This window comes from Massilia rhizosphaerae, from assembly GCF_016093545.1.
Taxonomy (GTDB): Bacteria; Pseudomonadota; Gammaproteobacteria; order Burkholderiales; family Burkholderiaceae_D; genus Telluria; species Telluria rhizosphaerae.
Map to the genome: position 1 here is coordinate 62490 of NZ_JADKYX010000023.1, position 21433 is coordinate 83922.

Here is a 21433-nt window from a genome sequence, read left to right on the forward strand (position 1 = left end):
GGCGGGTCAGCGCGCGCGCTGCAGGGCGGCGACGTCGTCCACGGCTTGCGCCGGGACGGTCGGATCCCAGCCGCCGCCGAGCGCCTTGAACGCCGCCACGGCCGCGCGCGCCCGGTCGGTTTGCGCCTGGGCGCGGGCATCGGCCGTCTGCAGCAGCGTCTCGTCCGCGTGCAGGACGTCGATCAGGCTGCCGGCGCCGCGCTGGTAGCCCGCGAACGTCGCGGCGCGCGCACGCGCGAGGGCAGCCTCGCCGCGGACGAGGATGTCCGCTTGATGCGTGCGATTGTCCAGCGCCGAGAACGCGTTCTCGACGTCTTCCGTCGCGTGCAGCACGGCGAGCCGGTAAGCGGCCAGCGATTCCGCCTCGCGGCCCTTGGCCTGGCCGATCTGCGCATCGATGCGGCCGAAATCGAACAGGCGCCAGCGCACGCCCAGCGTGGCCGCGCCCTGGTTGGCGCCGGCGCCGAACAGATGGCCGCTCGACAGGCTCGTCGCGCTGCCGAGCAACGCGCCCAGCGACACGTGCGGGTAATACTCGGCCATCGCCGCGCCGATGCGCGCATTGGCGGCGGCCACCCGGCGTTCGGCGGCGATCAGGTCGGGCCGGTGCTGCAGCAGGCCGGCGGGCGAACCCATCGGGCCGATGTCGGGCACGGCGGGGATGGCGGCCGGCACGCGCAATGCGTCGCGGTGCGTGCCGGGCGGCGTGCCGAGCATCACGTCCAGCGCGTTCATGGCGGCATCCAGGCCGGCCTGGAGGGCGGGCACGGCCGCTTCGGCCTGCGCCAGCTCGCCTTCCGTCTGCCGCGCCTGGTATTCGGCCGCGATCCCTTTCGCATACAACAGCTGGACCTTGGCGAGCAGGTCGCGTCGCGTCGCGACCTGGCGCTGCGCGATGTCGAGACGGGCCTGCAGGCCGCGGATGGCGATGTAGGTGTCCGCAGTCTGCGCGGCGACGGCGAGTCGGGCGGCGACGGCATCCGCGCTGGACGCCTGGTAGTCCGCCTGCGCCGCCTCGCGGCCGCGGCGCAGGCCGCCGAACAGGTCGATTTCCCAGCTTGCGGCAACGTTCGCGTCGTAGGCGTTGCCCCAGCGGTCATTGCCTGGCGCGGCGGCGAGGACCCGGCCGAGCGGGGTCTCGGCGGACTGGTAGGCGCGCGCGGCCGAGCCGGCGACGGCCCCGGCCGGCAGCAGTGCCGCGTTGGCGGCGCCGAGCCCGGCACGTGCCTGTGCGACCCGGGCGGCGGCCTGGGCCAGGTCCAGGTTGTGCTCCAGCGCCTGCGCGACGTAGCGTGCCAGTAGCGGATCGCGGAATCCGTTCCACCACGCCGTGTTGTCGTTTGCCGCCCCCTGCGCGCCGGCCTGGCCGATGTAGTAGTCCGGCACGGGCGCGTCCGGGGACCGGTAATCGGGACCGACGGCACAGCCGGCCGCCAGGACGGCGAGCACGGACGCCGTGAGCAAGCGCATCGGGAACATGGGAATCCTTCCAAATATGGTGACTAGTGACCATAATACGCATTCGTCACACTTTGTCAAACCCCGGATCGACACGTTAAGCTATCGCCATGAACACATCCTCCCATACCGCTCCCCAGACCCGCGGGCCGTCCGACCACGACGTCCGCACCCAGATCGTGGAAGTCGCGACGGCGTATTTCACCCGCTACGGCTACGAAAAGACGACCGTGTCGGACCTGGCCAAGGAAATCGGCTTTTCCAAGGCATACATCTATAAATTCTTCGACTCGAAGCAGGCGATCGGCGAGGTCATCTGCGCCAACCGCCTCGCCGAGATGCGGCGGGCCGTCGACGCCGCGATCGCCGGCGCGACCAGCGCCTCGGACCGCTTCCGCCGCATGTTCCGCGCCTTCGTCGAGGCGGGCACGCAATTGTTCTTCGAAGATCGCAAGCTGTTCGACATCGCGGCGACGGCCGCCCGCGAGCCCTGGCCGTCGGCCCAGGCATATGAACATTACGTGGAAGAGCTCGTCACGCGGATCGTCAGGGAGGGGCGCGAGTCGGGCGAATTCGAGCGCAAGACGCCGCTGGACGAGACGGCGAACGCCATCTGTCTCGTCATGAAGCCCTACGTCAATCCACTGATGCTGCAGTACAACCTGGACCACGCGCAGGACGCGACGCTCCACCTGTCGAATCTCGTCCTGCGAAGTCTCGCACCGTAAATATTCTCGGTTGTGACTATTGACTTATTTGGTCACTAGTAGAAAAATGGGGGCTTTCTTGCCAAAGGAGCTCCCATGTCCATTCGCTCACGGTCCGCGCGCGTCCTGGTCGCGCTACCGATCGTCCTGGCGGCGTGCGGCGACAAGCCGCCTGCCGACCCTCGCACGGGGGCGCCCCTGGTCGAGACCGTACTCGTCCAGGCCGCGCCGTCCACCGCGCTGTCCTTTTCCGGCATCGTCGGCGCGCGTGTCCAGAGCGATCTGGGATTTCGCGTGGCGGGCAAGGTCGTGCAGCGGCTCGTCGACGTCGGCCAGGCGGTCCATCGGGGCCAGCCGCTGATGCGCATCGACCCGGCCGACCTGGGCCTGCAGGCGCGCGCGCAGGCCGAGGCGGTGGCCGCCGCCCGCGCCCGCGCGCGCCAGGCGGGCGACGACGAAGCGCGCTACCGCGACCTGGTGGCGCAAGGTGCCGTGTCGGCGTCCGCGTACGAGCAGCTCAAGGCCGCGGCCGATTCGGCCCGGGCGGCCCTGAGCGCGGCCGAGGCGCAGTACGACGTCGCCCGCAACGCGGCCGGCTATGCGCTGCTCGTGGCGGACGCCGACGGCGTCGTCGTCGACACGTTGGCGGAACCGGGGCAGGTCGTCGGCGCCGGCCAGACGGTCGTGCGGCTGGCCCATGCCGGCCCGCGCGAGGCTATTATTCACTTGCCCGAGACCGTGCGCCCGCGCATCGGCTCACGGGCCGAGGCCACGCTGTACGGCAGGCACGGTGGCGGCCTGGCCAGGCTCAGGCAGTTGGCGGACGCCGCCGACCGCCTCACGCGCACGTACGAGGCGAAGTACGTCCTCGACGGCGCGCTGGCGGACGCGCCGCTGGGCGCGACCGTGTCCCTGCGCCTGATTGGCGCCGGAGAAGGTGACGCAAAGGCGCTGCAGGTTCCGGCCGCGGCGGTGCTGGATGCGGGCCAGGGCAGCGGCGTGTGGGCCGTGGCCGGCACTCCGGCCAGGGTGGCGTGGCGCCGCGTCGACGTGCTCGGGATCGGCGACGACGCGGCGCGCGTGCGGGGCGACCTCAAGCCCGGCGACCGCGTGGTGGCGCTGGGCGCCCACCTGCTGCACGAAGGCGACCAGGTGCGCGTCGACGCCGCGCCGCGGCAAGTGGCCGCCGCCGCGGCGGCGCCGGGAGGCATGCGATGAGCCGCTTCAACCTGTCCGCGTTTGCCGTGCGCGAACGCTCCGTCACCTTGTTCCTCATCCTGCTCGTGTCGGTGGCGGGCGTGCTGGCCTTCCTGAAACTGGGCCGCGCGGAAGACCCGCCTTTTACCGTGAAGCAGCTGACGGTGATTACCGCGTGGCCCGGCGCCACGGCCCGCGAAATGCAGGATCAGGTGGCGGAGCCGATCGAAAAACGCATGCAGGAATTGCGCTACTACGACCGCACGGAAACCTATACCCGGCCGGGGCTCGCGTTCACGACGGTCACGCTGCAGGACAGCACGCCGCCGTCCGCGGTGCCCGACCAGTTCTACCAGGCCCGCAAGAAGCTGCAGGACGCGCGGGGGACGTTGCCGAACGGCGTCATCGGCCCGATGGTGAACGATGAATTCGCGGACGTCACGTTCGCCCTGTACGCCCTGAAGGCGCGCGGCAAGCCGGCGCGCGAACTGGTGCGCGATGCGGAGACCTTGCGCCAGCGCCTGCTGCACGTGGCCGGCGTCAAGAAGGTGAACATCATCGGCGAGCAGGCGGAGCGCATCTTCGTGTCGTTCTCGCACGACCGCCTCGCCACGCTGGGCATCGCGCCGCAGGACATCTTCGCGGCACTGAACGCGCGCAATGTGTTGACGCCGGCCGGCGCGATCGAGACGAAGGGCGCGCAGGTCTTCGTGCGCGTGGACGGCGCCCTCGACGAGCTGGGCAAGATCCGCGACACGCCCATCGTCAGCCGGGGCCGCACGTTGAAGCTGTCGGACATCGCGACGGTCGAGCGCGGCTACGAGGACCCGGCGACTTTCCTCATCCGGAACAACGGCGAACCGGCGCTGCTGCTGGGCGTCGTGATGCGCGACGGCTGGAACGGCCTCGACCTGGGCAAGGCACTGGATGCCGAGGTCGCCTCCATCAACCGCGACATCCCGCTGGGCATGAGCCTCACGAAGGTGACCGACCAGGCCGTGAACATCAGCGGCGCCGTCGATGAATTCATGGTCAAGTTCTTCGTCGCGCTCCTCGTCGTGATGGTCGTCTGTTTTATCAGCATGGGCTGGCGGGTGGGACTCGTCGTCGCCACGGCCGTGCCGCTGACGCTGGCCGCCGTGTTCGTCGTCATGGCCGCCACGGGCAAGAACTTCGACCGCATCACGCTCGGTTCCCTGATCCTGGCGCTGGGCCTGCTCGTGGACGACGCCATCATCGCCATCGAAATGATGGTCGTGAAGATGGAAGAAGGCTACGACCGCGTGCAGGCCTCCGCGTATGCGTGGAGCCACACGGCCGCTCCGATGCTGGCCGGGACGCTCGTCACCGCCATCGGCTTCATGCCGAACGGCTTCGCGAAGTCCACGGCCGGCGAGTACACGAGCAATATGTTCTGGATCGTCGGCATCGCGCTGGTCGTGTCGTGGATCGTCGCCGTCGTGTTCACGCCCTACCTGGGCGTCAAGCTGCTGCCGGCGATTCCCAAGGTCGAAGGTGGTCATCATGCCATCTATGACACGCCCAACTACAACCGGTTCCGACGCCTGCTGGGGACCGTGATCCGGCGCAAATGGCTGGTCGCGCTGATCGTGGTCGGCACGTTCGTGCTGGCCGGCGCCGGCATGGCCATCGTCAAGAAGCAGTTCTTTCCGACGTCCGACCGCCCGGAAGTGCTGGTCGAAGTCCAGATGCCCTACGGGACGTCGATCGGGCAGACGTCGGCGGCGGCGGCGCGGGTCGAGGCATGGCTGGCAAGACAGAAGGAGGCGCGCACCGTCACGTCCTATGTCGGGCAGGGCGCCCCGCGCTTTTATCTTGCGATGGCGCCCGAACTGCCCGATCCGTCGTTCGCCAAGATCGTGATCCGCACGGGCGGCGAAGACGAACGCGAAGCGCTCAAGCTGCGCCTGCGCGCGGCCGTCGCCGACGGCCTGGCCCCTGGCGCGCAGGTGCGCGTGACGCAGCTCGTGTTCGGCCCGTACTCGCCGTATCCGGTGGCGTTCCGCCTGGCCGGTCCGGACCCGGCGACGCTGCGCGCCATCGCGGGCCGGGTCGAAGCCGTCCTGCGCGCCAGTCCGCAGATGCGTACCGTGAACACGGACTGGGGCACGCGCGTGCCGACGCTGCATTTCACGCTGGACCAGGACCGCCTGCAGGCGGTGGGCCTGACGTCGGCCAGCGTCGCGCAGCAACTGCAATTTTTGCTGAGCGGCGTGCCCGTCACGACGGTGCGCGAGGACATCCGCTCGGTGCAGGTGGTCGCGCGCGCGGCCGGGGATGTCCGCCTCGATCCGGCGCGCATCAATGCGTTCACGCTCGTGGGGGCGGCCGGCCAGCGCATTCCGCTGGCGCAGGTCGGCGCCGTCGACGTCCGTCCGGAAGAGCCGGTGCTGCGCCGGCGCGACCGCGTCCCGACGATCACGATCCGCGGCGACATCGCCGACGGCCTGCAGCCGCCCGATGTGTCTGTGGCCATGCGGAAGGCGCTGCAGCCGATCGTCGCGGCGCTGCCGTCCGGCTACCGGCTGACGATGGCGGGGTCGATCGAGGAGGCCGGCAAGGCGAACGCCGCGTTGCTGCCGCTGTTCCCGATCATGGTGGCGTTCACCCTCCTGATCATCATCTTCCAGGTGCGCTCGATCGCCTCGATGGTGATGGTGTTCGCGACCAGCCCGCTGGGCCTGATCGGCGTCGTGCCGACCTTGATCCTGTTCCGCCAGCCGTTCGGCATCAATGCGCTGGTGGGTCTCGTGGCGCTGTCCGGGATCCTGATGCGCAATACGCTGATCCTGATCGGGCAGATCGACCACAACCGGGCGGAGGGGCTCGGGCCGTTCGACGCCGTCGTCGAAGCGACCGTGCAGCGCGCGCGGCCGGTCATCCTCACCGCGCTGGCGGCGATGCTGGCTTTCATTCCGCTCACCCACTCGGTGTTCTGGGGCACGCTGGCGTACACGCTGATCGGCGGCACGTTCGCGGGCACGATCATGACGCTCGTGTTCCTGCCGGCGATGTATGCGATCTGGTTCCGGATCGCGCCGGCCGCCGAGCCCGCGGCCGGACTGGCCGCGGCGCCGGCCTGACGCCGAAAAAAAAGCCCGGGCGGGCCTTGCGGCGCCGCCCGGGCTGCGGTCCGGATCGTCGATCAGAACTGGTTCATCGTATTGTGCTTGCCGCCGGCCTTCAGCGCAGCCTCGCCGCTGAAGTAGTCCTTGTGGTCGTCGCCGATGTCCGAACCGGACATGTTCTGGTGCTTGACGCAGGCGATGCCCTGGCGGATCTCCTGGCGCTGCACGCCGGCCACGTAGCCCAGCATGCCCTGGCTGCCGAAGTATTCCTTCGCCAGGTTGTCCGTCGACAGGGCGGCCGTGTGGTAGGTCGGCAGCGTGATCAGGTGGTGGAAGATGCCCGCTTCGCGCGCGGCGTCGGCCTGGAACGTGCGGATGCGCTCGTCGGCGACCTTGGCCAGGATCGAGTCGTCGTACTCGGCGCTCATCAGGTGCGCGCGGTCGTACGCGGAGACGTCTTCGCCGCGGTCCTTCATGCCGTCGTACACCTGCTGGCGGAAGTTCAGGGTCCAGTTGAACGACGGGCTGTTGTTGTACACGAGCTTCGCGTTCGGGATGACCTTGCGGATTTCCTTGACCATGCCGCCGATCTGGCCGATGTGCGGTTTCTCGGTCTCGATCCACAGCAGGTCGGCGCCGTTCTGCAGCGACGTGATGCAGTCGAGGACGCAGCGCGCTTCGCCGGTGCCTTCGCGGAACTGGAACAGGTTGCTGGCCAGGCGCTTCGGACGCAGCAGCTTGCCGTCGCGCTGGATGACGACGTCGCCGTTCTTGAGCGCGGCCGGCGCGATTTCTTCCACGTCCAGGAAGCTGTTGTACTGGTCGCCCAGGTCGCCCGGTTCTTGCGTGACGGCGATCTGCTTGGTCAGGCCGGCGCCCAGCGAGTCGGTGCGGGCGACGATGACGCCGTCGTCCACGCCCAGTTCGAGGAAGGCGTAGCGCACCGCGCGGATCTTGGCCAGGAAGTCCTCGTGCGGGACCGTGACCTTGCCGTCCTGGTGGCCGCACTGCTTTTCGTCCGACACCTGGTTCTCGAGCTGGATGCAGCAGGCGCCCGCTTCGATCATCTGCTTGGCCAGCAGGTAGGTCGCTTCCGCGTTGCCGAAGCCGGCGTCGATGTCGGCGATGATGGGCACGACGTGCGTGACGAAGTTGTCGATCTTGTCCTGCACCGCTGCCTTGGCGGCGCCTTCGGCCTTGTCCAGCTGGCGGAACAGGCCGCCCAGTTCACGGGCGTCGGCCTGGCGCAGGAAGGTGTACAGCTCCTTGATCAGCGCGGGGACGGCGGTCTTTTCGTGCATCGACTGGTCCGGCAGCGGGCCGAATTCCGAGCGCAGGGCGGCGATCATCCAGCCCGACAGGTACAGGTAGCGGCGGTCGGTGTTGTTGAAGTGCTTCTTGATCGAGATGAGCTTCTGCTGGCCGATGAAGCCGTGCCAGCAGCCCAGCGACTGCGTGTACTGGGACGAATCCGCGTCGTAGTTCGCCATGTCGCGGCGCATGATGGCTGCCGTGTAGCGGGCGATGTCGAGGCCGGTCTTGAAGCGGTTCTGGGCACGCATGCGCGCCGCGGATTCCGGGTTGATGGCATCCCAGCCGCTGCCGTAGCGCTGTTTGAGGGTGGCGATGGCCTGGATATCGTTTTGGTACTCGGACATGTCGGACTCCATGAAAAGTGAATCGAAAAGGGTGAATCGCATGGGTTCATCATAAGAGATCCGGTGCCGCTTTCTCTTATGTCTTATATAAGACATAAAACTAAAAATAGTCTTGTAAATTCAATGGGTTGACTCATCCGTTTCGCATTGCGGCAAGTGATTTTGCGGATTGGAATATCGGGCGGGCCGTTGGGAATGCGAAATTCCGCAATATGAAACGGCATTCAGCTGCGTGAAAAATGGACGATTGCGGGCGGCACGGCGCGGCGCCGGGGGCAGCGGACTAACATCCCCCGCGCGCCAGCGCATCCATCCAAAGACTGAGCCGTATTCGCGGTTGCCGGTGTAGATTCGGGCGGTCCGATTCAACCGCACAGGAGCTCTTCATGACGACCCCCGATCTCGATTTCAGCAACGCCCCCGCCGCGCGCGCCGCATCCGCGCCCGGCTTCGACCACGCGGTGCGCACGGCGGGGCGGGTGCTCGTCGGGGTGCTGTTCTTGTGGGCCGGCATCGACAAGGTGCTGGGCTGGCAGGGCGCGCTGCGGGAAGTGGAGGCCGGCGGGCTGCCGGCGCCGGTCGTGATGCTCGCGTTGACCATCCTGCTGCAGGTGGCCGGCGGCGCCGCGATCGTCGCGGGACGCCTGTTGCGGCCCAGCTGCTGGGTGCTGGCCGGGTTCACGGTGCTTGCCACCGTGCTGTATCACGGCTTCTGGCATGCGGCCGGGGCGGCGCGGCATGCGGAGCTGATTCCGTTCATGGAGCACGTGTGCATCGTGGGCGGGTTGCTGGTGGTGTCGACGCTGGAACCGCGCCGCCGCTGAACCGCCGCGCGTCACTCCCCGATCGGGTTGCGCCACACCACCCGGTTGCGGCCTTCCTGCTTGGCGCGGTACAGGTGCTCGTCCGCCGCCTCGAACAATTCGGCCGCGCTTTCCGGCCCGTGTCCGCCCAGCGTCGCGCCGCCCACGCTGGCCGTGAGCACCGACGAGACCTGCGACGCCGCGTGCGGCATCTCCAGCGCGGCGATCGCCGCGCAGACGTCGTCCACCACGTGGCGCGCCTGGACGGCGTCCGTGTCCGGCAGCAGCAGCACGAATTCCTCGCCGCCGTAGCGCGCGGCCAGGTCGGCCGGGCGGCGCAGGCCCGCGGCCGCCGTGCGCGCGACGGCGCGCAGGGCGCGGTCGCCGGCCGGGTGGCCGTAGTAGTCGTTGTACTGCTTGAACGCGTCGATGTCGAGCAGGGCCAGCGACAACGGCCAGCCGTTGCGCTGGGCGCGCTGCCATTCCTGCGCGTACAGCTCGTCGAAGCGGCGCCGGTTGGCCAGCTCCGTCAGGCCGTCCACGTGCGCCAGGCGTTCCAGCATGCGGCGCTGGCGCACGAGCTGCAGGTGCAGCGCCACGCGCGCCATCACGACGGTGACGTTGAACGGCTTGGCGATGTAGTCCGCGGCGCCCATCTTGAGGCCGTTCGCCTCGTCTTCCGGGCGGTCCAGGCCGGAGATGAAGATCACGGCGATCTGTTCGAGGTGCGGTTCGGCGCGCAGGCGGCGCAGCACTTCGTAGCCGTCCAGGTCGGGCATCATCACGTCGAGCAGGATCAGGTCCGGCGCGTGGCGCGCGGCCCGTTCCAGCGCCTGCTCGCCGTTCTTCGCCAGCAGCACCGTGTATTCCGGCTTGAGCAGTTCGGCCAGCACCTGGCGGTTGATCGGGTCGTCGTCGGCGATCAGGACTTTTTGCGGTTCGACGTTCACGATGCGGCCTCCGCCTGGAGGTCGACGGCGCGTTCGAGCCCGTCGAGGTGGACCAGTGCGCGCTCGTATTCGATCTCGTCGACGGCCGCGCGGATGGCGGCGAGCGGCGCCGCGTGGCGCGCGTCCGTCAGCACGCCCTGCAGTTCGGCCAGGGCGTCCTCGGCGCGCGCGTCGTCCGTTTCCAGGAAGCCGCGCAGGCGCGCCAGCAGGGCGCCGGCATCGAGGCCGCGGACGGCCGGCGCCTGGGCGGCGTCGACGCGGGCCAGGCCCGCCAGCACGCTGTCCAGCGCCACGATCAGGTCCGGCGCCAGCACGGACACGCGCTCGGCGCGGCCGGAGCGCAGGTCCTGCTCCAGCGTGCCCGCCAGGGTGGCCAGCGGCGCCGCCCCGATGTAGGCCGCGCCCGATTTCAGGTTGTGCGCCAGCGCCTGCAGCGGGGCGTAGTCGCCGTTCTCCAGCGCGTCGCGCATCACCTGCGGCGCCTGCGCGTACTCCTGCAGGAAACCGGCGACGCGGCGGCGCAGGCGCTGCTGCTGGCCGCCGGCATTGGCCAGCGCGCGGTGCCAGTCGACGCCGCGCACGGCCGGCAGCGCCGGCGCCGCGGCCGCCGGCACCGACGGCGCGGCGCCGGCGGGCGCCCGCTGCGGCGCGACGCGGCCCGCGAGACGTTCCGGGTCGATCCACTTGACGAGGGTGCGCAGCAGCAGGTCCGGATCGATCGGCTTGACGACGTGGTCGTTCATGCCGGCGGCGAGACTCTTTTCGCGGTCGCCGGCCATCGCGTGCGCCGTCATGGCCACGATGGGCAGGCGCGCGCAGCCGGGCAGGGCGCGGATGGCGCGCGCGGCGGTGTAGCCGTCCATCCCGTGCATCTGGATGTCCATCAGCACCAGGTCGTAGTCGCCGTCCTGCGCCATGCGGATGGCGTCCTGGCCGTTCGTGGCGGCGTCCACGCGCATGCGCGCGACGGCCAGGAAGTCGAGCGCCACCTCGCGGTTGTTGGCATTGTCGTCGACGAGCAGGACGCGCGCGCCGGCCAGCCGGTCCGCGTCGGCCGGCATGCCGGCCCCGTTCCGTGCGCCGTGCGCCGGCGCGCTTGACGCGGCCAGGTCGGGCCGCAGCACCTGCAGCAGGCTGTCGTACAGCAGCGCGGGGCCGACGGGTTTCGTGAGGAAGCCGGACAGCGGAAGTTCGCCTTCCTGCTGCAGCACGCCTTCGCGGGTGCAGGCGCTGACCATCAGGATCGCGGGCGGCGCCGCGAAGCGCGAGTCGGCGCGGATGCGGCGGATCGTCTCGACGCCGTCCCAGCCGGGCATCATGTAGTCCATCAGCACCACCTGGTACGGCGCGTCCTCCTGGACGGCCTGCGCCAGCCGCGCCAGCGATTCCTCGCCGGACGCGACGGCGTCGGCGTGGATGCCGAAGCCGTCCAGCATCTCGACGAGGGCGTCGCGCGCGCCCGGGCTGTCGTCGACGACCATCACGCGCATGCGCTGCAGCTGGCTGCCGGCCGCCGGCGCGGCCGTGCTGCCCGCGTCCGCGATGCCCAGCGGGACGGTGAAACTGAAGCGGCTGCCGACGCTCGGCGTGCTCGTGACGGCGATCGTGCCGCCCATCAGTTCGACGAGCTGCCTGGAGATCGACAGGCCCAGCCCCGTGCCGCCATACTTGCGCGTGATCGAGCTGTCCGCCTGGGTGAACGACTGGAACAGGCGCGCCAGCTGGTCGGCGTCCATGCCGATGCCCGTGTCGCTGACCGAGAAGCGCAGCACGACGCGCCCGGCCTCGCGCTCGACCAGTTCGACGGCGACGACGATCTCGCCTTCTTCCGTGAACTTGACGGCGTTGTTGGTCAGGTTGATCAGCACCTGGCCCAGGCGCAGCGGATCGCCCACGAGCCGGCTCGGCACGCCGCGCGGCACGCAGAACACGAGTTCCACGCGGCGCGCGTCCGTCTTGATGGCGGCGATGCTGGACAGGTGCTCGAGCATCTCGTCGAGGTCGAACGGCACCGCGTCGAGCGTCAGGCGGCCCGCCTCGATCTTGGAAAAGTCGAGGATGTCGTTGATGATCCCCAGCAGGTGCTCGCCCGCGCCGAGGATCTTGGACAGGTAGTTGCGCTGCCGGGTGTTCGGATCGGCCATCAGCGCGAGGCGGCTCATGCCGATGATCGCGTTCATCGGCGTGCGGATCTCGTGGCTCATATTGGCCAGGAATTCCGATTTCATGCGGGTCGCCGCCTCGGCGCGCAGCATGGCGTCCTGGATGCTCTTGGTGCGCAGGCCGAGGATGCGCATGAACACGAGCATGTCGAACGTGCCGCCGAACTGCGTGGAGTTCAGCGTCCAGTAGGTGGCGTCCAGGCCGCCCTTGATGACCTGCGCCTGGATGGCCGAGCTGACGAAGCTCGCGGCCCAGCCGACGAGGAAATAGATGCCCACGGTGTCGCCGCGGCGCGCGCGGTTGAACGCGCCGGGCAGGCCGAGCAGCATCGGCATGATGCCCAGCGAGCCGACGACGGCGACCAGCGCGTTGTCGTGGATCAGGTCGAGGCCGAAGGCGACGGCGGCGACCACGCACAGCACGGCGCCCGTGCGCATCAGGCGCGGGAACACGCGGTCGACGCCGGGCCGCGTCAGCGCCTCGCCGACGAACAGGTAGCCGCCGCAGGACGTCATCAGCGAGATGATGCCGGTGGCGTGCACGGTGGCCCAGGTGCTGGCGCCCCACAGGTATTCGGCGCCGAGACCCCACCAGGCGAGGTTGTAGAGGGCCAGGCCGCCGATCAGCAGCGCGTACTTGGCGAACAGGATCTCGCGCAGGTTGAACCATTGCGCGAGGCTGTACAGCAGCAGGCACAGGAACAGGCCCGTGAGGATACCCTGCACGAGCCGGTCGTGCAGCGCGTCCTCGTAGAACGGTCCCGGCTTGGCGAACGTGATCGGCAGGATCTTGGGGCCGTTGGTGTCCACGCGCAGCAGCACGTCGTAGGGCTGGTCCGGCTCCAGCTGCAGCAGGAAAGCCGGCACCGGGCCGCCCCGCGCGAACGGGCCGCGTTCGCCCGTTCGCTCCGAGCCGCCGCGCGCGTGGCGCTCGATGCGGCCGGCGCGCACGAGGTACATGTCGACGCGGTTGAGCAGGCCGAAGTCGACCTTGAGCGCCCACGCGCCGTCGCCGCCCGGCGTCGCCCGCACGGGGATGCGCACCCACACGGGGCCTTTCTCCATGCCCAGCGTGGCATAGGCCCCGTGCGGCGCCGCGAAGCGTTCGGGCGCGGCGGCGAGGTCGGCGGCGTCGAGGCGGCCGTCCGGATCGCGCAGCAGGGTCACGGCCGGCCAGGCTTCGACGCGCTCCAGGGCATCGTCCAGCGCGAGCGGCGCCGGCGCGGCATGCGCGGTTCCCAGCAGCGAGAAGACGGCCAGCAGCAGCGCCAGCACGAACCGGCGCGCGCCGAGGGCAGATATGGAGAAGGGTAGTGCGAACATCATTGATCCTTGGCGGGCGGCGGCGCCCGGCGCCCGGTGAAGTAGCGCTCGAGGGCATTCATCCAGCGCGGCGCCTTGGGGTCGTTGTGTCAGCCGCGCACGGCGTCGCCGACCTCGTTCAGCAAGGTGGCCGGCAGTTTCAGCGGACGGGTTTCGTCCATCAGCAGCTTCGCGGTGAGCCGGTAACCGAGGATGCGCGTGACGAGGCGCGAGATCGAGAAGCCGGGGATGACGAGCCGCCCGACGGCGTCGATGCCGCGCACCAAGCCGAAGCCCAGCACGAACAGCGCGCGCGACAGCAGCGACACGCGGCCGTCCAGGCCCAGGTCGCGCGTCGAGTCCTTGCCGACCAGGTGGCGCGTCAGCAGCACGGGGAACGGTTTCAATACGCGCGGCGGGATGTAGCGCTGCATCGTCGCGACGAGGGCGCCGGCCAGCGCCGGGCGCGGATCCGGCTTGCGCGCCTGGGCGCGGGCGCGTGCCTGCATGTCCGCGAACATGCGGGCCGCGTCAGGCATCGTGTCCGTCATCAGGCCGGGTTCGATGCCGAGCACGTAGCCCAGCACGTTCCAGGTGTGCATGTACGCTTCCTCGTCGTGCTTGCGCAGGCCGAGGCCCAGGCGGCGCAGGCCTTGCAGGAACACGTAGTTGAAGGTCAGCAGGGTGTACGCCAGTTCTTCCTGGTTGCAGGGCAGGCCGAGGCGGTCGATGTCCCAGCCGTGCGCGTACAGCACCTGCGGCATCGTGCCGCCGTGCTTCAGGAGCCGGGGGACGCGGCGCGGCGCGACGAGCGCGTCGGCCACGTCGCCGCGCAGCACGAGATGGCGGATCATCGCGTGGATCAGGCGCACCTTGATGGCCTGGGCGACGCCGCCGCCGGCGGGGTCCGTCAACCCGCCGTGCATCATGACGGGGAAGATCATCGCGGCGGTGGCGCGCACGCGGTAGTCCGTGTGCTTTTCCAGTTCGCCGGCCGCGTGCAGCACGGCCGCGAGGTCGGGCATCACATAGCATTGCGGCAGGCTGGCGCAGAACAGCAGCGTGCACGAGGCCATGCTCATTTCCATGAACAGCACTTCGGCCCGCGCGATCTTCGCCGCGTCGGCCCAGTCGGGCAGCACGCGCGCCGTGGCGACGTAGTCCTCCAGCGCGGCGGCCATCGGCGCGGGCAGGCCGGGGCTGGCGCGCCAGCCATCCAGGTCGCCGTTCAACTGCCAGCGCGCGATCTCTTTGTTCACGAGTTCGATGGCCGCCATGTCCGGACCGCCGGGCTGGCCGGGACCGAGGATGCGGGCGATGGTGGCGTCGGCCAGCGGGTCCGCGCGCAGGACCGGGTCGTCGGTCAGGCCGGGTTCGAGGGCGTCGCGTTTCATGCGGCCTCCTTGAGCGTTGCGGCCGGCAGCGCGGCGCCGGACGCGTGCGTGGCGGCGGCGGGGCGGGCCAGGATGCCTTGCCAGCGCAGCAGACCGGCGAATGCCGCGAGCAGCGGGAAGCCCATCGCGAACAGGGCGATCGTGCGCGCTTCGACGGGATAGCCGAGCAGCACCTGGAACACCATCAGGCCCGCATACACGGACAGCGGCACGAGCACGTGGCGCATGGTGGGGACGACGGCGTCGCCGCGTTCTGCGGCCGGGCGCACGCGCGCGAGCCGGCGGAACGCGAACAGGATCGCGAACGACACCGTCATCCAGCCGGCGAAGCCCTGCACGGTCTCGCCGAACCACGCGCCGTCCGTCTTCGTCATGATCCAGGCCTTGAGCACGTACACCATGTACGGGTCGACGCCCAGGTCGTAGCACGTGACGACCGTCGCGCCCAGCAGCGCCAGGATGGCGTCGCGGCCCAGCGACGCGGGGCCGTCGACCGGGTCCTGCCACACGATCAGGTTGGAGATCACGTACCCCACATAGCCCAGGGCGAACCACATCATCGGGATCACGACGGGCACGTCGCCCAGACGCGGTCCGAGCACGGACGTGTACGTGTAGCTCCCGAAGAACCAGCCGTACGACGACCCCAGTTGTTCGGCCAGCCAGCCGAAGCCCGTGCCGATGGCGACGAGCCGCAGCGCGGCGCCGCCGCCGAGCAGGTGCGCGGCGCTCGCCCAGCAGCAGCCGAACATCAGCAGCGAGCTGGCGACGAGGAGGTGGGTGGTCTCGCCGCCGATGCGCCTGGCGAGGACGAGCAGGAAGATCACGAGCAGCGTAGCGGAAACGACGGGCAGACGACGGTGCAGAGGCGGGAACGCAAGCGGGGTCATGGCGGGCTCCAGGGGCACGGCGTTACGATAAAGCGGCCGCCCGGATACGGCGGCCGCGGTCGGCATCAGAAACGGTAGTCGAAGCGGACGTCGGCCGTGCGCGGCGCGGTCGGCACGGCGAGGCCGGAGGAACTGATCGTCATCGGCCGCACCTCGTTCTCGAGGTTGCGCACGCGCGCCAGCACGCGCCAGCGCGCACCATCCGGCTCCCAGCCCAGGTGCAGGTCGGATTCCGTATGGCCCGGCACGCGGTACTTGAGCCCCGCCTGCGGCACGCCGAGGAGATAGCTGGCGCTGGCGCGGGTGCCGACGCCGCCCGCGAGCAGGCCGCCGGCGACGCGGACGCTGTGTTCCCAGCCGAGCGCCAGGGTGCGCGCCGGCGTGCGATCGAGCTTGACGCCGGCCCACGAGTGCACGCCGTCCGGCATGTAGTCGACGTAGTGCGCGTCCAGCAAGGTGAGCGCGTACGTGAAGCGGTCGGCGCTCGTCGCGAGCACCTGGCCGTCCGCTTCCAGGCCGCGGATCGAGGCCGCGCCCGCGTTCGTCGTCTCGTAGCGCGGCCGGCCGCCCACGACGACTTCGTTGGAAAGCTGCAGGTTGCGGTAGTCGTAGTGGAACACGGCCACGTTCAGGCTCGCGCGGCGGTCCCAGAAGCGTGTCTTGACGCCGGCCTCGTAGGCGCGCACCGTCTCCGGCCGGTAGGTGAGGCTGGACGCCGGCAATGCGGTGGCGGCCGGGCAGCCGATGCCGCCCTTGTTGTCGCCCGCCGCGCAGCCGTCGTTGAAGCCGCCCGCCTTGTAGCCGGTCGCGATCGAGCCGTAGACGAGCGTGGCCGGCGCCAGGTCGTAGTCGAGGCCCAGGCGCCACGTCGTCTTGTCGGTGGAGATGCTGCCGGCGTTCAGCTCGCGCAGGTCGGTGGCCGCGTCGTAGGTCGCGGCGCGCTGGTAGCCGATAGTGCCGGTGCGCGACTTGTCGTCTTCCGTGTAGCGGGCGCCGGCCGTGGCGCGCAGGCCGTCGGCCAGGCGATACGTGGCCTGCCCGAACACGGCCTTGCTGCGCGCTTCGACCGGATCGTTGCCGAACACGTAGTAGGGCGGCAGGTGGACGGCTTGCAGATCCCGGAAATAATAGGTGTCGCGCGCGCGTTCGCGGAACCAGTACACGCCGCCCTGGGCGCTCAGCGGGCCCGCGCCGTTGGTGGCGAGGCGCAGCTCGTGCGAGTCCTGGGTGTAGCTGCCGGTGAACGGCTGGCGCACGCCCAGCGCGAACGTGGGCGCGACGCGGTAATAGAAGTTGTACAGGTAGTCGTGGTCGAAGCTGCGGTGCGCGCCCAGCCAGGACAACGTCGCCGGACCGAGGTCCCAGTTCAGTTCCGCCGTCAGGCTCGATGCCTTCTTGCGCGAATAGCCCTGTTCGAACCGGGTGTTCGGCGGATTGAAGCGGTAGGTCAGCCGGCGGTCCGTCGAATCGCCGTTCCACGTGGGGTTGCCGGTCGCGATGCCGTCGTAGAAGTTCGAATCGGGGACCGTGCTGTCGTTGTTGCTGTTGTCGCGGCTCGCTTCGTAGCGCACGAGCAGGGCCGCCTTGTCGCTCAGCGCCAGCTTCGCCGACAGGCGGGCGGCGCGGTCGGCGCGGTCCAGGCCCAGCCCGCGCGGCGTGTTGCTGCCGTTCGTGAGATACGAGTCGTGCTCGTTCCACGTGGCCGCGGCGCGCAGCGCCAGCGCGTCGTTGACGGGCACGTTGATCATGGCGCCGGCCTGGCGTTCGCCCCAATTGCCGAACGCGGTGTGGACGTTGCCTTCGAACCGGTTGACGGGCGCCCTGGTGATCACGTTGACGACGCCCGCCGTCGTGTTGCGGCCGTACAGCGTGCCTTGCGGGCCGCGCAGCACTTCGACGCGGTCGACGTCGTACAGCGTCGCGTTCTGGCTCTGCGGGCGCGCGACGTAGACGCCGTCGACCATGAAGGCGGCGGACGGGTCGCCCTTTTCGGTGACGTCCGCGTTCGACACGCCGCGGATCGTGATGCGCAGGCCGTCGTACGAGTTTTCCAGATACGTGTCGGGCAGGCGCGCGGCGAGGTCGCCCGGCTGGTCGGCGCCGGTCCTGTCGAGATCCGCTGCCGTGAGCACGCTCATCGCCACCGGCGTCCTGGACTCCGGCGCGGCCGTGCGCTGCGCCGTGACGATGACTTCCTGGATGCCGTCGGCTTGCGCCCCGGCGGTCTGCGCGTATGCCGGCGCGTGTTGCGTGCCCCACGCGATCGTCGCGATCGCCATGGCGAGCAGGTTGGGGGTCGACCGACCCTGCTGTTTCTTCATGAACTACCCCAGTTTTCTTATAGTCGTTGCTTGGTTCGCCGTGCCGTGGGCACGCACGCGCCTGCGTGAGTTTGCGTGAGAGTTTATTGCAGGCGGGTGAAACGGAAGAGTCTAACAGGTAGTGCGAACGGGAAATAGTGTTGAGTTACCACAAAATGATGCAGGAATGTTCACATAACGTATCTTTCGGGCCACGTGCGCTTATCGATTTTGAAATGTTGTACTTTCCGCCATGAGGCGCGCACGACTGACTTTGCGCAAATGGGCGGGATCGTCCCTCCTTATGCTGGATGCATTCCAACGACCCGCCGGCGCGGCGATGCCCGGTTCTCTGGCCATGACGTCCGTCCGACCCCGCGTGAGCGTGCTGGTGCCGACCTTCGAACAGGAGCACTTCATCGTCCGCGCGCTGGCGAGCCTGCAGGCCCAGACGCTGGACGCGTGGGAGGCCGTGGTCGTGGACGACGGCTCGCGCGACGGCACGGCGGCCGCCGTCGCGCCGTTCCTGGAAGATGTGCGCATCCGCTACCTCGCGCTGGACGCGAACGGGGGACTCGGACGGGCGCTCAACGTGGCGCTGGACGCGACGACGGCGCCGCTCGTCGCGTACCTGCCCAGCGACGACGTGATGTACCCGCGCCACCTGGAAAGCCAGGCGGCGGCGCTCGTGGCCGCGCCGCACGCCGTGCTGGCCCACGCGGGCGTGCGCTGGCACTACAACCGCGAGGCCGCGGGCCGCATCCCCGGCGAGTGCCTGCAGCTCGTGCAGGCGATGCACCGGCGCACCGGCCTGCGCTGGACGGAGCGCGCGGAACTGGAGTCCGACGACCTCGACCGCATGTACTGGTCGCGCCTGCTGGCGCTGGGCGCCGGCGTGGGCACGGGCACCGTCACGTGCGAATGGGTCGACCATCCGCGCCAGCGCCACAAGCTGATGCGGGAACCGGAGGGCGGCATCAATCCGTTCCGCAGCCACTACCGCGTGCGCGCGCCGCTGCGCTTCCACACGCGCACGGGCAACCCCATCGACGAGGCCGCGCTGTACCGCCGCCTGCGCGAACGGCCGCCCACGCCGCGCGCGGCGGACGGCCTCACGATCCTGCTCGTGGGCGAACTGGCCTACAACGCGGAGCGAGTGCTGGCGCTGGAAGAGCAGGGGCATGCCCTGTACGGCCTGTGGACGGACACGCCGCACTGGTTCAACACGGTCGGCCCGCTGCCGTTCGGCCACGTCACGGACCTGCCCCGCGACGACTGGTGCGCGGCGCTGCGGCGGCTCCGTCCGGACCTGATCTATGCGCAACTGAACTGGCAGGCCGTGCCGTTCGCGCACGAGGTGCTGCTGGCCAGCGCGGGCATTCCGTTCGTCTGGCATTTCAAGGAGGGGCCGTTCATCTGCCTGAACAAGGGCATCTGGCCGCAGCTGCTCGACCTGTACCGCATGGCCGACGGCCGCATCTTCAGCAGTCCGGAAGCGCGCGACTGGTTCGACGCGGCGTCGCCCGGCCTCGCGCGCACGCGCCCGTGCCACGTGCTCGACGGCGACCTGCCCAAGCGCGACTGGTTCGCCGGCACGCCCGCGCCGCCGTTGTCCGCCGCCGACGGCGCCGTGCACACCGTCGTGCCGGGCCGCCCCATCGGGCTGCATCCGCCCGTCGTCGCGGCGCTCGCCGCGGCCGGCATCCACCTGCATTTCTACGGCGACTTCACGCAGGGCCAGTGGCGCGAGTGGATCGCGACGACGCAGGCGCTGGCCCCGCGCCACCTGCATTTGCACGGCAATGTGGCGCAGGACCGCTGGGTCGAGGAATTCTCGCGCTACGACGCCGGCTGGCTGCACTGCTTCACGAGCCGCAACGAGGGCGACGTGCGCCGCGCCGACTGGGACGACCTGAACCTGCCGGCCCGCATCGCCACCCTGGCGGCGGCGGGTCTGCCGCTGATCCAGCGCGACAACGGCGATGCCGTCGTTGCGGCGCAGTCGCTGGCGCGCCGGCTCGGCATCGGACTGTTCTACGACGACGTCGACGACCTGGCCGCCCAGTTGCGCGACGGCCAGCGCATGCGCGGCGTGCGCGAACGCATGTGGCAAGAGCGCGAGCGATTCTGTTTCGACACCCACGTGCTTGACCTCGTGGCGTTCTTCCGCCACGTCATTGCCGGCGCGGGCAGCGGACCGCGCGTGGCGGGGTAGCCGACGATGGCCGCGCGCGCCGTCCGCCGCTCAGGGCCGTCCCAGCAGGTCGCTGCGGGGATAGCGCCAATCCGGCACGGGATGCGGACAAGGCGCGGGTCCGAGCGCGGCATAGTCGATGGTCGAGAAATTGGCATGGCCGGGCGGGCTCCAGCGGGCGTCCGTCGCCGTCGAGGCGCCGATGGAGGGCGCGCGCGCAAAACGCATCCATGCATTGAAGTGGCAATTGTTCTTTTGCAGGTCGCGCAGGTGGGCGAGGCTGTCGCGTTCCTCGCTTTGCCAGGCCAGTCCGGCGGCGCCGCCGTCTCCGGCCGGGCCGGCAATCGGGGCGGGGCAGGCGGCGACGCGATTCACTCCCGGCGCGACGCTGAGCAGGCCGCGGCGCAGGTGGTAGGTGCCATCGACAGCATTCGTCGCCACCGTCACGAACGACCAGCACAGCGGATTGGCGGGATAGGCGGACAAGGCGGTGTCGAGCAGGCGCTCGCCTGGATCGAGGCGAGCGATGGCTGTCGCCACGGATACGCGGGCCGCGTGCATGGCGACGGCCTGGACGGCGACGAAGGCGAGCGCCGCGGCCAGTCCGGCGGCGAGGGCGGCCCGTCCCCGTGCGCCGTCGGGCCGGCGCGCCTGCCGTCGTGCGATCCAGTCGAGCAGGCCTGCCAGCGCCAGCAGCCCGGCCAGCGAACCCCACTGCAGGACGCCGGCGACCGTCACGGCGGCGGGCACGGCCACCAGCAGGGCCAGCAGCAAGACGCGGCGCACGCGTCCCCGCACCATCGCGGCGAGCGGAATGCCGAACGCGATCCAGAACACGGGTTCGACGATGAAGACGAGGTCGCCGTAATACCAGCGCGTATCGAACGGCCAGAACGGATGCACGCCGTAGACGTTCAAGCCGTCCATCGCGATATGCAGCAGCACGCCGACGCACGCGGCGCCGGCGGCGGCCAGGCGCGCCCGGCGGCTGGCGCGCAGCAGGTGGCGCGCGGACGGCCACAGCAGCCAGACGAGCCCCAGCAGCAGGACGATTTCACCGAGCCCGCCCAGCAAGGTATGCGTGTGGCCGCGGTGGTGCAGCAGATAGCCCAGCGGTTTCTCCAGCAAGCGCGTGAGCACGAGGTCCAGGTCGGGAACATTGCTGGCGACGCAGGCGATGGTCAGCAGCAGGCGCGTGCGCTTGCGCTGCGCGCCGGCTTCCGCTTCGGGTGCCACCTCGGGCGGCACGCTGCGATCGATCAGCGCGCCGATGCCGAGGCCGACGACGGAGTGGGTGAGATTATCCATCCTGCAATCTTACCCAAATCG

At 69.9% G+C, this 21433-nt stretch carries 13 protein-coding genes; 5 read left to right on the plus strand and 8 right to left on the minus strand.

Translation table 11 applies throughout. The annotated features are described in order from the left end of the window. Nucleotides 1-6: 6 nt before the first annotated feature. A complete protein-coding gene (locus tag ISF28_RS25900; RefSeq protein WP_198120059.1) occupies nt 7-1479 on the minus strand; it encodes an efflux transporter outer membrane subunit in 1473 nt (490 codons plus the stop codon). Between the two features lie 89 nt (nt 1480-1568). Between ISF28_RS25900 and ISF28_RS25905 the strand changes: the two genes are divergently transcribed. The 3 genes from ISF28_RS25905 (at nt 1569) to ISF28_RS25915 (ending at nt 6466) form a co-directional block, all read left to right on the plus strand. Then, entirely contained in the window at nt 1569-2186 is a 618-nt protein-coding gene (locus tag ISF28_RS25905) for a TetR/AcrR family transcriptional regulator (RefSeq protein ID WP_198120060.1), read from the plus strand. 75 nt (nt 2187-2261) lie between these two features. Further along, on the plus strand, nt 2262-3383 hold the full coding sequence (locus ISF28_RS25910) for an efflux RND transporter periplasmic adaptor subunit (RefSeq protein ID WP_198120061.1): 1122 nt from the start codon (nt 2262-2264) through the stop codon (nt 3381-3383). Continuing rightward, nucleotides 3380-6466: an efflux RND transporter permease subunit gene (locus ISF28_RS25915; RefSeq protein ID WP_198120062.1), complete on the plus strand. Its 3087-nt coding sequence runs from the start codon at nt 3380-3382 to the stop codon at nt 6464-6466. Before ISF28_RS25910 ends, ISF28_RS25915 begins: the two co-directional genes overlap by 4 nt. Before the next feature lie 62 nt (nt 6467-6528). Here the strand turns inward: ISF28_RS25915 and ISF28_RS25920 are convergent, their stop codons facing one another. Next, a complete protein-coding gene (locus ISF28_RS25920; protein ID WP_198120063.1) occupies nt 6529-8109 on the minus strand; it encodes an isocitrate lyase in 1581 nt (526 codons plus the stop codon). Between the two features lie 386 nt (nt 8110-8495). Between ISF28_RS25920 and ISF28_RS25925 the strand changes: the two genes are divergently transcribed. After that, complete coding sequence (locus ISF28_RS25925; RefSeq protein WP_198120064.1) at nt 8496-8933, plus strand: DoxX family protein; 438 nt, start codon at nt 8496-8498, stop codon at nt 8931-8933. 11 nt (nt 8934-8944) lie between these two features. On the opposite strand, the gene ISF28_RS25930 is transcribed toward ISF28_RS25925, so the two are convergent. The 5 genes from ISF28_RS25930 to ISF28_RS25950 form a co-directional block, all read right to left on the minus strand. Further along, a complete protein-coding gene (locus ISF28_RS25930; RefSeq protein WP_198120065.1) occupies nt 8945-9862 on the minus strand; it encodes a diguanylate cyclase in 918 nt (305 codons plus the stop codon). Then, a complete protein-coding gene (locus tag ISF28_RS25935) occupies nt 9859-13347 on the minus strand; it encodes a hybrid sensor histidine kinase/response regulator (protein ID WP_229519395.1) in 3489 nt (1162 codons plus the stop codon). Before ISF28_RS25935 ends, ISF28_RS25930 begins: the two co-directional genes overlap by 4 nt. Before the next feature lie 89 nt (nt 13348-13436). After that, on the minus strand, nt 13437-14720 hold the full coding sequence (locus tag ISF28_RS25940; RefSeq protein ID WP_229519396.1) for an oxygenase MpaB family protein: 1284 nt from the start codon (nt 14718-14720) through the stop codon (nt 13437-13439). Next, a complete protein-coding gene (locus ISF28_RS25945; RefSeq protein WP_198120067.1) occupies nt 14717-15610 on the minus strand; it encodes a carotenoid biosynthesis protein in 894 nt (297 codons plus the stop codon). The genes ISF28_RS25940 and ISF28_RS25945 overlap by 4 nt, the downstream gene beginning before the upstream one ends. A gap of 65 nt (nt 15611-15675) precedes the next feature. Continuing rightward, on the minus strand, nt 15676-17931 hold the full coding sequence (locus ISF28_RS25950) for a TonB-dependent receptor (RefSeq protein WP_198120068.1): 2256 nt from the start codon (nt 17929-17931) through the stop codon (nt 15676-15678). Between the two features lie 337 nt (nt 17932-18268). Between ISF28_RS25950 and ISF28_RS25955 the strand changes: the two genes are divergently transcribed. Next, the gene (locus ISF28_RS25955) at nt 18269-20125 is read left to right on the plus strand and encodes a glycosyltransferase (RefSeq protein ID WP_198120069.1); all 1857 of its coding nucleotides are present in this window, start codon (nt 18269-18271) and stop codon (nt 20123-20125) included. Between the two features lie 30 nt (nt 20126-20155). Here ISF28_RS25955 and ISF28_RS25960 read toward each other — a convergent pair whose 3' ends face one another. Beyond that, complete coding sequence (locus ISF28_RS25960; RefSeq protein ID WP_198120070.1) at nt 20156-21412, minus strand: metal-dependent hydrolase; 1257 nt, start codon at nt 21410-21412, stop codon at nt 20156-20158. Nucleotides 21413-21433 lie beyond the last annotated feature (21 nt).

What these genes read in the sequence shown, in the direction of transcription:
- ISF28_RS25900 (WP_198120059.1), bottom strand. Translation starts at nt 1,479, where the DNA reads ATGTTCCCGATGCGCTTGCTCACGGCGTCCGTGCTCGCCGTCCTGGCG.
- ISF28_RS25905 (WP_198120060.1), top strand. Translation starts at nt 1,569, where the DNA reads ATGAACACATCCTCCCATACCGCTCCCCAGACCCGCGGGCCGTCCGAC.
- ISF28_RS25910 (WP_198120061.1), top strand. Translation starts at nt 2,262, where the DNA reads ATGTCCATTCGCTCACGGTCCGCGCGCGTCCTGGTCGCGCTACCGATC.
- ISF28_RS25915 (WP_198120062.1), top strand. Translation starts at nt 3,380, where the DNA reads ATGAGCCGCTTCAACCTGTCCGCGTTTGCCGTGCGCGAACGCTCCGTC.
- ISF28_RS25920 (WP_198120063.1), bottom strand. Translation starts at nt 8,109, where the DNA reads ATGTCCGAGTACCAAAACGATATCCAGGCCATCGCCACCCTCAAACAG.
- ISF28_RS25925 (WP_198120064.1), top strand. Translation starts at nt 8,496, where the DNA reads ATGACGACCCCCGATCTCGATTTCAGCAACGCCCCCGCCGCGCGCGCC.
- ISF28_RS25935 (WP_229519395.1), bottom strand. Translation starts at nt 13,347, where the DNA reads ATGTTCGCACTACCCTTCTCCATATCTGCCCTCGGCGCGCGCCGGTTC.
- ISF28_RS25940 (WP_229519396.1), bottom strand. Translation starts at nt 14,720, where the DNA reads ATGAAACGCGACGCCCTCGAACCCGGCCTGACCGACGACCCGGTCCTG.
- ISF28_RS25945 (WP_198120067.1), bottom strand. Translation starts at nt 15,610, where the DNA reads ATGACCCCGCTTGCGTTCCCGCCTCTGCACCGTCGTCTGCCCGTCGTT.
- ISF28_RS25950 (WP_198120068.1), bottom strand. Translation starts at nt 17,931, where the DNA reads ATGAAGAAACAGCAGGGTCGGTCGACCCCCAACCTGCTCGCCATGGCG.
- ISF28_RS25955 (WP_198120069.1), top strand. Translation starts at nt 18,269, where the DNA reads ATGACGTCCGTCCGACCCCGCGTGAGCGTGCTGGTGCCGACCTTCGAA.
- ISF28_RS25960 (WP_198120070.1), bottom strand. Translation starts at nt 21,412, where the DNA reads ATGGATAATCTCACCCACTCCGTCGTCGGCCTCGGCATCGGCGCGCTG.